The 12,516-nt window shown below is 34.0% G+C and carries 9 protein-coding genes and 2 tRNA genes; 7 read left to right on the plus strand and 4 right to left on the minus strand.

The annotated features are described in order from the left end of the window. Nucleotides 1-262: 262 nt before the first annotated feature. Nucleotides 263-1,252 carry a flagellar basal body P-ring protein FlgI gene (locus tag CCY99_RS08600; RefSeq protein WP_112061014.1) on the minus strand — a complete coding sequence of 330 codons (990 nt, stop codon included), beginning with the start codon at nt 1,250-1,252 and terminating at the stop codon, nt 263-265. A 126-nt stretch (nt 1,253-1,378) separates the two neighbouring features. Between CCY99_RS08600 and CCY99_RS08605 the strand changes: the two genes are divergently transcribed. Both CCY99_RS08605 and xseA read left to right on the plus strand, forming a co-directional pair. Continuing rightward, on the plus strand, nt 1,379-2,041 hold the full coding sequence (locus CCY99_RS08605) for a uroporphyrinogen-III synthase (protein WP_112061015.1): 663 nt from the start codon (nt 1,379-1,381) through the stop codon (nt 2,039-2,041). Nucleotides 2,042-2,066: 25 nt separating this feature from the next. After that, the gene (gene xseA, locus CCY99_RS08610) at nt 2,067-3,425 is read left to right on the plus strand and encodes an exodeoxyribonuclease VII large subunit (protein ID WP_112061016.1); all 1,359 of its coding nucleotides are present in this window, start codon (nt 2,067-2,069) and stop codon (nt 3,423-3,425) included. Here xseA and CCY99_RS08615 read toward each other — a convergent pair whose 3' ends face one another. Next, complete coding sequence (locus tag CCY99_RS08615) at nt 3,426-4,883, minus strand: DASS family sodium-coupled anion symporter (RefSeq protein WP_112061017.1); 1,458 nt, start codon at nt 4,881-4,883, stop codon at nt 3,426-3,428. 177 nt (nt 4,884-5,060) lie between these two features. Beyond that, on the minus strand, nt 5,061-6,437 hold the full coding sequence (locus CCY99_RS08620; protein ID WP_112061018.1) for an anaerobic C4-dicarboxylate transporter: 1,377 nt from the start codon (nt 6,435-6,437) through the stop codon (nt 5,061-5,063). A gap of 333 nt (nt 6,438-6,770) precedes the next feature. Between CCY99_RS08620 and CCY99_RS08625 the strand changes: the two genes are divergently transcribed. Next, nucleotides 6,771-7,556 (plus strand): DUF3943 domain-containing protein, encoded by a 786-nt coding sequence (locus CCY99_RS08625; protein WP_112061019.1) that lies wholly within the window; start codon nt 6,771-6,773, stop codon nt 7,554-7,556. Between the two features lie 108 nt (nt 7,557-7,664). Here the strand turns inward: CCY99_RS08625 and CCY99_RS08630 are convergent, their stop codons facing one another. Further along, on the minus strand, nt 7,665-8,687 hold the full coding sequence (locus CCY99_RS08630) for a bifunctional 3,4-dihydroxy-2-butanone 4-phosphate synthase/GTP cyclohydrolase II (protein ID WP_112061020.1): 1,023 nt from the start codon (nt 8,685-8,687) through the stop codon (nt 7,665-7,667). A gap of 220 nt (nt 8,688-8,907) precedes the next feature. Here CCY99_RS08630 and CCY99_RS08635 point away from each other — a divergent pair. The 4 genes from CCY99_RS08635 (at nt 8,908) to torA (ending at nt 12,412) form a co-directional block, all read left to right on the plus strand. Continuing rightward, nucleotides 8,908-8,982, plus strand: a tRNA-Gln gene (locus CCY99_RS08635). A gap of 26 nt (nt 8,983-9,008) precedes the next feature. Beyond that, a tRNA-Met gene (locus CCY99_RS08640) sits at nt 9,009-9,085 on the plus strand. Nucleotides 9,086-9,337: 252 nt separating this feature from the next. Continuing rightward, complete coding sequence (locus CCY99_RS08645) at nt 9,338-9,913, plus strand: hypothetical protein (RefSeq protein WP_112061021.1); 576 nt, start codon at nt 9,338-9,340, stop codon at nt 9,911-9,913. 15 nt (nt 9,914-9,928) lie between these two features. Continuing rightward, nucleotides 9,929-12,412 carry a trimethylamine-N-oxide reductase TorA gene (torA, locus tag CCY99_RS08650; RefSeq protein WP_112061022.1) on the plus strand — a complete coding sequence of 828 codons (2,484 nt, stop codon included), beginning with the start codon at nt 9,929-9,931 and terminating at the stop codon, nt 12,410-12,412. The last annotated feature ends 104 nt before the right edge of the window (nt 12,413-12,516 follow it).

Genomic DNA, 12,516 nt, shown 5'->3' on the forward strand with positions numbered 1-12,516 from the left:
TGCATAAACTAGATTTTCTGCCTTGATTATTTTATTGTTACACCACTTACATAAGTGCACGGAGATTTTACTTGAAACCTTATCATCAGTTTCAAATCCTATAAAGATTCTATTTTCCTTTATGTATTCGTTATGTCAAATCCACCTAAAACCCAAAAAGCAATATAAACTTTTTTATTTTTCCCATTAAAAATTAATGAAAAGATTCTATTCCCCTACCATAAAATAAGCTTAAAAATAAAATATTTTTAGTATTTGGGTGCTAAATCACATCAATATCTATATTAATTGCACCTGATTTTTTTATGGCATTTAGTATGGCAATGATATTTTGTGAGCTTGTGCCAATCTTTTGTAATGCCGATACAAGCGATGATATAGTAGGATTCTGTGCTATGAGTGAATTATTTTGGGTATTTTGCGGTGGGGTTAGAGAATCTATTATTTGGATAGTCATATCGCCGTGGCTTATGGTAATTGGCATAATTCTAATATCGCTTCCAGTGATTATTGTCCCACTTTGCTCATCTATGACTATTTTATCACTTTTTTGATAATCAATATCAATCTCGCCCACAAGTGAGAGAAACTCCACCATTCCCATATCTTTTGGTTTTGTAAGTGCAATTGTGCGGGGGTCTTTAGCAAGGGCAAGATTATCTTTAAAGTGATTATTTATAGCTTTTTGAACATTTATTGCATTCTTAAAATCTGCATTTTTTAGGCTTAAAGTCGCATTTGGTTTATTATAAATATCATATACCAACTCTCGCTCAATTGTTCCTGCTTGTGGTATGGTAGCAGTTGTGGTATTTGAACTTAATGAGATATTGCCTTGAGCTATCGCATAAACATTTCCATCAATAGCATTAAGTGGCGTTAAAACTAATGTCCCTCCAGATAGGGATTTAGCATCGCCTATTGAAGATATAAAAACATCGATTTTATCGCCTGCTCTTCCAAATGGAGGGAGTTTTGCACTAACGATTACAGCTGCTACATTTTTGGATTTTATATCATTCGGAGAAACTTTTATATTCATTGTTTCTAGCATATTTGATATTGCTTGCATTGTAAATTTGGAATTACTTTTATCACCTGTGCCATTCAATCCTATAACCAACCCATATCCTGTAAGCTCATTTTCTCTAACGCCTAAGACATTGCTTATATCTTTTATTTTCGTTGCATTTGAGAAATTAACAAATAAGGCTAATAATAATATCCATCTTATAGCAATCGCAACACTCATAGGAATCCTTAAAAATTATGATAATTTTAGCTATTAAAGCAATATTTATTCCATCAAAATACAATAATAAAAGATATTTTTATAAGCAAAAAGCTACAATATATAAATTTTAATTTGGGGTATTTTTTGAGAGATATAATTTTAATAGGCTCTAAAAAAGAGCCAAATGTGGAATCGTTAGTTGTAAGTGAAATAGAGCTTTTGCCCTTTCCTATGAATCTTAAAAATATTGATGCTTTAATTTTTACTTCAAGATATGCTATTACATCAATTGCAGAGAATGCAAAACGATTAAATGATTATTCTTGGGAGGAGATTCCAAGCTTTGTAATAGGTCAGGGAAGTGCGGAATATTTGCTTGAAATGGGTGGCAAGGTGGAATATATCGGCAAAGATTCGCATGGTGATGGCTTTGCAAATGAGATAATACCATTATTAAAAAATCGTTATCCACTCTATGTCCATGCTAAAAAAATAGTTTCTCATATTAATGAAAAACTACTTCAACATAAGATTAAACTAAGCGAGGTTGTAGCATATGAAAATAAGGTTAAAAAACTAGACCATAGACTTGCCCCAAAACCAAATTCTATATTGATTTTCACAGCTCCAAGCCACTATAAAGCATTTTTATCAAATTTTAAATGGGACGGAAGCTATATAGCAATTGCCATTGGAATGACTACTTTTGGCGTTTTTGATATGGGCGTAAATGCCTTTGTATCACCAAAACAAAGTATTCAAGTTTGTATTGATTTTGCAAAAGAGTTAAGCACAAGATTGCCTTAAATCCAAAAAATATTAGAGAGTAGATGTGAGATTTCTAAGTGTTAGCGAACTAACTAGTCAAATAAAAGCCACTTTATCGTGTAATTTTTCAAATATTTGCGTAGAAGGTGAAATCGGTAGTATTACAAAACACCAAAGCGGACATTTCTATTTTAATCTAAAGGATTCTAATGCAAGTATTAAATGTATTCTTTTTAAAGGCACTAGAAGTAAGATTAAATTTGAATTAGAAGCAAATTTGAATATTAGGGTTGAGGGAAATATAAGCGTATATGAGAGTAGAGGGGAATATCAAATAATATGCTCCAATATAACAAAAAGTGGGATAGGCGATTTTGCCCTTAAATATGAACAATTAAAAGAAAGATTAAAAGAAAAAGGATATTTTGAACAGCATTTTAAAAAGAGCATTCCATCTTTTCCTAAAAAAATAGCTCTTATTACTTCCTTATCTGGTGCGGCTTTACACGATATGAAATTCGTTGCACAAAAGCGGTGGAATCTCCTTGAAATAACGATAATAGATACGCTAGTCCAAGGTATTGAAGCAAAAAATATGATAGTAGATAAGATTAAATTAGCCGATACAATGGGTTTTGATATTATCGTTATTGCACGAGGTGGCGGGAGTTTAGAAGATTTATGGGCGTTTAATGAAGAGATTGTAGCAGAAGCGATATTTCACGCAAAAACGCCAATAGTCTCCGCCATAGGACACGAAGTAGATTTTACTTTAAGCGATTTTGTAGCAGATTTGCGTGCCCCAACACCTTCTAGTTGTATGGAAATAATCTTACCTGATAGATTCGAATGGCTATTAAAATTAAGCGATTATTTGGATAATCTAAATAAGATAGAAACTAATAATTTAATGCGATTTAGCGAGATTGTAGAATCTTTGAAGTCTAAAATAGCATTTTATAGATTTGATTATAATAGATTGAAAAATGAGCTTTTGGAATATGATAAAGCACTTAAAAATACTAAGGATAGGATTCTCTCTTTAAAATTAGAGAGTTTAAATAATCTATATATAACACTAGATTCCGCATATAAGCATTTATATCCGTTAAAAGAACATAATCTTAATTATTTGAGAGAAAAATTATATATTATTCTACTAGCTTTTCTAAAAAACAAAATATTATTAGATGTAGATTCTAGTAGTTTGGATTTCGCTACATTATCATTTTTAACAAATAAAGAAAATACATTACATAATCTAAAAAGTATGCTAGAAGCGAAGAATCCTAGCAATATCTATAAAAAAGGATTTGTGCAAATCACAAAAGATAATATTGTTAAATCATTAGATGAATTAAATGCAGATGATACTATCGCTTTAAGCGACGGCATCATCACAAAAGACGCAAAAATCTTATAATCAAATCCATATATGAGCGACATATTTCACCCACGGAATGCATACGACCAAAAATACTACTAGATATATTACACCAAATATAAAGCCCAATCTCCAAAAATCTTTTGCAGCAATATATCCAGAGCCAAACCATATAGGAGATGGTCCTGTGCCATAGGGTGTTAGAATACCCATAATCCCTAAAGATAGCATTAGAAATAATGTTAATTGCTGAATATCTATGCCATTTATGCTTTGTGCAATTGTTATAAATAATGCTAATAGTGCTGTTACATGGGCAGTTGTGCTAGCGAAAAAATAATGTAGAAAAAAGAAAAATATTATCAATCCAATAGTGGCAACCATAGGATTAAAATGTCCTAGATACCCACCTACAAGATGGACTATAAATTCTAAGAATCCTACATTTTTCAATCCATCTGCTAGGGTTACAAGTGAGCCAAGCATTAAGAAAATCATCCAAGCAGGTTTATTTGTCAAAACATCATTCCAAGTTATAATATTTAACAAAACCATAGCAATCATAACTGTTAATGCAACTGTTGTAGCGTGAACCCCAAATGTGTTTCCACCAATCCAAAATACAAGTGCAAAAATCGCTAATCCAATCATAAGCCATTCTTTTAATGTCATAGGACCGATTTTTTCGAGTTGCTCTTTTGCCCAAATTGTCGCACTAGGCGAGCCTTTTTCAGTAGGGGGATAAAATATATATGTAAGAAATGGCATAGCTAGAAACAAAATAATACCAGCAGGTAAAAACGACATAAACCACCCAAACCAGCTTATTGGTTCAACTCCTGCCTTAGTCGCTATTTCTACAGCAAGTAGGCTTGATGAAAGTGCTGTTAAAAACATTGAGCTTGTTAGACAAGTAGCACCCATAGAAACCCAAGCTATGTAACCGCCGATTTTTCGTGGCTCTTTGTCTGGATAGCTCCCCATCATCGGGGGAATCTGGCTTACGATAGGATATAGTGTCCCACCTGTTCTAGCGGTATTTGATGGGATAAATGGTGCTAAGACACCATCAGCAATGGCAATAGCATATCCCAATCCAAGCGTAGTTTTACCAAGCATTTTTACAAGTAATAATGCAATTCGTCTTCCCAATCCGCTTTTTTGATACCCAAGTCCAATCATAAATGCTATAAAAACAAGACAAACTGTTGAGTTAGCGAATCCGCTTAATCCCCAAGAGATAGCACTATCAGCCGATATTATTGTTTTTGGGTCATTGCTTCCAATAGGTCCAACCTTGCACCAAACACAAATGCAAACACCTATAATTCCAATTAAAGAAGATGGAATAATCTCTTGAATGAGCCCCACAACCACGCCTAAGAAAATACTAAAATATAGCCAAGTTTGAGTGCTTAAACCATCTGGTGTAGGCAAAATAAATACTATAAAACTAACTATTACAGGGAGAAATAATATGAAATATTTTCTAAGCATTTTATTTCCTTATATATTTATTTTAATTATATGTATTTTAGAAATATAATCACTAATAAGTAGATTAGAAATAGAATGATTTTATATAAAATGATAAATCTTGTATCAAATGTAAGCCATTAGAGATTTGATGTGAGATTCTAGATACCATCATAAACGATGGTATCATTAAAATTATTAGATATATCCTGCCACACTTGCAAGAATATAGCCAACCACACAAGAGACGAAAACCCCAAGTAATCCCGGAATAATAAAGCTATGATTAATTACAAATTTACCAATTCTAGTAGTGCCTGAGCGGTCAAATTGAATAGTAGCCAAATCACTAGGATAAGTAGGAAGTATATAGTATCCATAACAAGCTGGAGCAAATGCTACAATAATGCCCGGTTCAACGCCAATAGCCAAAGCAATAGGGACAAATGCCGCTAATGCCGCAGCTTGGGAATTTACAAATTTTGAAATCAAAAGTAGCATAATAGCGTAAGTCCAAGGGTGATTTTTAACAACTTCACCTAAGGATTCTTTTAACATAGGAGTATGAACGGCAAACATACTATCCACCATCCAAGATATACCAAAAACCGCTACTATCGCAATCATACCCGAGCGGAAAATCGCATTTGTCCCAATATCTGCAACCTTACAATTTGTAAACATAACGAGCAATGAGCCAACGATTAACATAAACATTTGTATAGTAGAAACCATACTCATTGCTTTGCCATCAAAATGTGGTCTAAGAGATGGAAATATCCCAAGAAGTGCAACTACAGCAATCGCCCCTAAGAATATAAACATAGAAACCCATTGTAAGTTTGGGAGTTTAACACCTAATAGAGTTTTAGTATCACCATAAACATATTGTTTAAATTCTGGGTCTTTTAGCTTTTCTTGAAATTCCATATCTTTATCTAAATCTTTTCCCCTAAACCAGCTATAAATACCAACTACTAAGACCCCAACCAAAGTGGCAGGTATGGTTATCATTAATAGATTTACATAACCATCAAAACCTTGTAAATGTTTTACATTAGGAGCTAAAAGCATCGCAGTTAAGGAAACAACAGCAACAGAAACTGGACTTGCTATTATCCCCATTTGTGATGAAACCGATGCAGCCGCCATAGGTCTCTCTGGACGAATATTATTTTTTATAGCAATATCATAAATGATTGGCATCATTGTATAGACAACATGCCCTGTTCCACAAAGTATTGTTAAAAAACAAGTAACAAATGGTGCTAGAATCGTTAAAAATTTAGGATTCCTTCTTAAGATTCTCTCAGCAATTTGTAGCATAACATCTAAACCACCACTTGCAAGTAGAGTAGCACTTGCGACAACAACACAAAGTATAGTAAATATAACATCAATTGCGGGTTTCCCGGGTTTTATACCAAAGAAAAAAGTAAGCACAAATAGACCAACCCCACCTAGCAATCCAAGAACAATACCACCTTTCTTTGCACCATAAAAAAGACAAATTAAGATAATAATAATTTGAATTGCAAATTGTTTCCCTTCACTTAAACTAGTAAGAAATTCCATTAAATCCTCCAAATATTATTTATTTATTCTTAATTACTAATTTTAACTAGCATAGTATTTTTATAGTAAATTAATAATAAACGAAAATATTATAAAATAATTTTATAATAAATATTATCCACACATCAGCATAAATTTTATACATTTTTGTTGTATAATTAAATCCCACTTACTAGATAGAATCTCCCAATTTTTGTAGTTTCGCAAACCTTATTAGCATTTAAAATCTTGTATAAAATAATGTAAGTTATAGATTAAATTTGATAAAAAATGGCAAAATTTTGTATTATTCTATTTCTAAAAATTAAAAAATGGAAATAACCCTAAAGCCAGATGATAAAAATTATTCTAATTAGTTTCCTATCGTTTAGTTGCATTTTTGCCAATAGCACGCAAGATTTATTGCAAAAAGCAAGTGTTGCTCCTATTTCGCCAAATGCAGATACTATTATTATAAATGCCAAGCCAAGCACATATTATGAGCCTACTAGTAAAGGTGGATATTTGGGATTGAGTGTTGGGTTGATTTTCACAGGCTCACTCCTTGCTGCTGGACTTCTTTATCTGATGCCAGAGAGTGTTACAAAGTGGAATAAAGCCGAAGCGGGCGACCTTTTTACAAAATGGAAAACAAAAACTAGGAAAGGTCCCGTCGTAGATAATGATGAATTATGGTTAAACTATATCGCACACCCATATTTTGGGGCATTATTTTATTTACAGCCTAGAACAGCAGGTTTTAGCTGGGAATCTTCAGTTATGTTTTCATTTTTGGCTTCCACATTTTTTTGGGAATATGGTATTGAGGGATTTGCCGAAGTGCCTAGTTGGCAGGATATTATTATTACTCCAGCAATTGGGTCGATTTTGGGTGAGGGATTCTATAGATTGATTCGCTACATTCAAATGAATAATAATGAGCTTTTTGGGCAATGGTGGCTAGGAAAAACGATGATTTGGATTCTAGACCCGCTTGGAAGCCTAATTTATAGCACGGGATTAGGCGAATTGTTTGGAATCTATAATAAAAATAATCCCAAATCCCCAGAAATCATATCAACTCCAATTTTACCAAATGGAAAAGGTGGTGTAAGTCTAAATTTAATTATTAGGTTTTAGATTTTCTATTTTATGATGGATTTTATGATGGAATAGGGATTAATCGCTACTTTATCAAATATTTATCAAACATCTTAAAGAAAATACCATTTACTAAGATTCTAGAATCTACACTAGAATCTTTTCTTTTATCTTTAAATCAAAACCACTCAATGCGACATAATGCCTATTTGTATGTGTTGATAAAAGTGTAAATTCATTAATCTTAAAATATTTGAGAATCTGTGCTCCAATACCGAAATTTTTAGATTCCTCATTTGTTGTATTTTTATCTCCATTTATACAAATCAAATATCCACCATTATTTTTTAGAAAATCTATCGATTTTGATAATATCTCAAACTCGCCATTTTCAAGCAATTGCAAGGTATTATTAAAAGTGTGAAATTTCACATTATTCGTAATTTTTGGGAATCTATACACAATGTGTTTACCGCCCAAATGGTCTATAAAAATAAATTTTGTGCAAGATTGCCCAAAGAATTGCACACTTTTTTCTTCGATTTTATGTATTAATTGCTCGTATTGAATCCTATAATAAACCAAATCAGAAACATATAGAATCTTTAAATGATGTTTTTTTGCAAAATGCACAACAAAATCATCATTATTACTTGCCATAGTTCCGTCATTTTTAAGCAACTCACAAATAACTGCAATCGGCTTTAAACCCGCTAATTTACATATATCAACACTTGCTTCTGTATGTCCTGTGCGTGCTAAAACCCCGCCTTTTTTGGAAATGAGTGGAAAAATATGACCCGGTCTTGCGAAATCACTTGGTTTTGAATTGTCATTGCATATTAATTTAATCGTCATATCGCGTTCAAATGCACTAACACCTGTTTTTGCATTTTTGGCATCAACTGAAACGGTAAAAGCTGTTTCGTGATTTGAGCTATTTTTATCTACCATTAATGGAAAATCTAATTTGGTAGCTATTTCATTAGTAAGCGATACGCATAATACACCTCTTGCCTCCGTTACTAGGAAATTTACCTTATCTGGACTACTAAATTCTCCTGCAAATACTATATCACCTTCGTTTTCTCTTTTCTCATCGTCCATTATTATTATCATTTCGCCATTTTTTATAGCTTTGATTGCTTCTTGGACTCTTTTAGTTTGCATAATATTCCTTATAGTTTATAATAATTTAAAGTTAATAAATTTTTAAAATCGTAATTATAACCCAAGTAAGATAATTTTATAGAATAAATCATCACTGAAATCTTTATGTTAAGATTATGATTAGCAAGTCTTTACTTAAAAATAGCTTGACAATGTGGGTTAAAATAAATATAATTTCGGTTTTTAATTGCATTTGAAAATCAAAGATTAATATTTTTGTTGGGGCATAGCCAAGTGGTAAGGCAGCTGGTTTTGGTCCAGCCATTCAGAGGTTCGAATCCTTTTGCCCCAGCCATTTTCTTTTAGTTTAATAAATATTATCGCGGGATAGAGCAGTCCGGTAGCTCGTTGGGCTCATAACCCAAAGGTCGGTGGTTCAAATCCATCTCCCGCAACCAAATTCCCCTATCTTACAATCTTATCTTGCAAAATTATAATTTATTATTATTTTTTTATATTTACTTCTTTAAATATCAAATTCTTAAAAGTCTTTATGGAATCCATCAATATTCCCGCTTATACCTAATATATTCACCTATATTTACTCTAGCAATAATAGTTATATATTTATATACATATTGTAAATAGTGTGCTAAAGTATTATAATTTTATTGCATTTTTATGCTTACAAAATTAAAAGGAATTTATCGATGAGAGTCGCAGTTTTATTTTTTAGTTTGGCGGTATTTATTTTTGGTGCTGAATACACCACAAGTGTAAGTTCGCTTTATCAAGAAGGAGACAGTAAGGTTATAGGAAGGTTATTGCCTACTGTTGAAGTTAAGGTATTGGGTAAGGTTCAGGATAAAACAAAAGTAGAATTTGAGGGCTACATTCAAGAAGGTTCTCCAAATGCTATATATTTTGCTCCAAATCGAAGAATCTTAGTTGCTGGAATGGTAAAAACTACGAAATTTGATTACAAAGTATTGGAAACATTAAAAGATGATGGCAAGACTTGGAATAAGATTAGCGTTTCGTTGCTAAGTGATGAAACAGAATTTACTAATGATATAAATGGCTTGTATCAAAAGGCACAAAAGATGTATTCAGACAATTGCTCAATTTGCCATGTATTGCATAATACAAAGGAATTTAATGCGAATCAATGGCCAAGTATGGTGAATTCTATGCTAAGTAGAACAGCGATTTCTAAAGATGAAAGCTATTTGTTAATACAATATTTGCAAAAAAATGCAAGTAATATGCCGTGGCATAAACAATAACACAAAGGAGAAAAGATGAAAAATACGAAAATTACAAGGCGAGGGTTTTTAAAGGCGAGTGCGTTATTTGCCACACTTCCACTATTAGATAATGTAACACAGCGAAGCCAACTTCTAGCAAACTCAAATATTAGCTATACGCCAAATCTAGTTCAAAATGGCGAGGTTGTAAGTGCAGCTCACTGGGGAATGATAAAACACACTATAGAAAATGGCAAGATTATCGCTTCAAATCCTTATTTAGAGGGCAAAACGCCAAATCCACTTCAAAATTACACAGCAGATTTGGTTTATACAAACGCTAGAATCCGCTATCCAATGGCTCGAAAAAGCTATATAGAAAATCCGGATAATCCAAAACCAGAGCTTAGGGGTAGAGATGAATGGGTGAGATTAGACTACGACACAGCGATAAAATTAATCGCATATGAATTAAAGAAAACTAGGCGAGAGAAAGGAGATAGCTCCATTTATGCTGGAAGTTATGGATGGTATAGCTCTGGGCGAATGCATAACTGCCGAATCTTATTATGGAGATTCCTTGGAATGACAGGCGGATATGTGGGAAGCACGGGGGATTACTCCACAGGTGCATCACAGGTGATTATGCCACATGTAACTGGCTCACTAGAAGTTTATGAGCAACAAACCTCGTGGGATACGATTATGCTAGATACCAAAATCGTAGTTCTTTGGGGTATGAATCCACTTGCAACACTTCGACTTGATTGGGGTGTAACTGATAGCGAGGGGATTGAATATCTTAAGAGATTAAAAGATTCTGGAAAGCGAATTATCCACATTGACCCAGTTAAAAATGAAACTGCAGTAGAGTTAAATGCCGAGTGGATTGCTCCAATACCAAATACTGATGTAGCCTTAATGCTTGGAATCGCCCACACAATGTATAAGAATAATAAATATGATAAAGATTTTATTGAGAATTACACAACAGGATTTGATAAATTCCTAGATTATCTACTTGGTAAAAATGACAAAACGCCAAAAGACGCAAAATGGGCTTCAAAAATCACCGGGTTAAATGAAGAAGTGATAACTGAGCTTGCAAATGCATTCTTTGATAATCGAACTATGTTTATGTCTGGCTGGGGAATGCAAAGGGCTCATCACGGAGAGCAACCGCACTGGATGTTAGTAACACTCGCTTCAATGACAGGACAAATCGGGCTTCCGGGCGGAGGATTTGGGCTATCATATCATTATTCCGGTGGTGGTTGCCCTACCGCAAAAGCTCCAATTCTAAGTGGTATGACTGCTGGAAATGTCGGCGGAGGAGGGTGGCTAGATACTGCCACTAGCGTAAATATCCCAGTTGCTAGAGTAGCAGATATGCTACTTAATCCGGGCAAAATAATTGATGATGATGGCAAAAAGATAACTTATCCAGATATTGACTTTGTGTATTGGGTGGGTGGGAATCCATTCGTTCATCACCAAGATACAAATACACTTATAAAAGCGTGGCGAAAGCCTAGAACTGTTGTAGTTCACGACCCATATTGGACGCCAACTGCTAGAATGGCAGATATTGTAATGCCAGCCACTACAAGCTATGAGCGAAATGATATTGCAATGGTAGGAGACTACTCAAACGCCTATATGACGCCAATGAAACAGCTTGTAGAGAAAGAATATGAGAGTGCAGATGACTATCAAATATTCTATGATTTGGCAAAAGAATTTGGCGTAGGGGAAAAATTTAGCGAGAATAAAAATGAAATGCAATGGATTGAGGAATTTTACAACTCTGCCCTAAAACAAGCACAAAATCAAAATATCCCAATGCCAAGTTTCAAAGAATTTTGGGATGCGAATAAGCCACTTAAATTTGAGATTCCATATGAGAATACGGAGTTTATAAAGTTTAAGGACTTTAGAGATGACCCTATTTTAAATCCACTTGGAACACCATCTGGGCTAATTGAGATTTACTCAAGCACGATTGAAAAGATGAAATATGACGACTGCCCTCCGCACCCAACTTGGCTAGAGCCGATTGAGTGGCTTGGAATGCAAAATAAACCAGCGGAATTCCACCTAATAAGCTCACACCCAACAGATAGGCTTCACTCCCAGCTAAATCAAACAAGCCTAAGGGATAAATACGCCGTAAATGGCAGAGAGCCAGTATGGATAAATCCAAAAGACGCCGATAAAAAAGGCATAAAAGATGGCGATATTGTGAGAATCTTTAACAAAAGAGGGCAAATTCTTGCCGGAGCTGTATTAACTGAAAATGTCAAAGAGGGCGTTGTAAAGCTAAGCGAGGGAGCGTGGTATAATCCACAAGGTGGAGCAGATATTGGGGCACTTTGTAAAAATGGCTGTGCGAATGTGCTAACTATAGATATTCCAACCTCAAAACTTGCAAATGGCAATATCTCGCATACTGCATTAGTTAATGTGGAAAAATATACAGGTAATGCCGAAGAGGTAGATGTATTCATCCAACCACAAGGTTACAGAGTAAATATCTAGCTTCAATTCTAGAATCTCCCAAGATTCCAAACTCTCTAGCGATTCAGTTCAAGGGGGACAAGGGGGCTTGAATGGCGAAGTCGCTCCCCTTATCCCCCTTCCAA

Source organism: Helicobacter sp. 16-1353 (genome assembly GCF_003288815.1).
In the GTDB taxonomy this organism is placed as follows: Bacteria; Campylobacterota; Campylobacteria; order Campylobacterales; family Helicobacteraceae; genus NHYM01.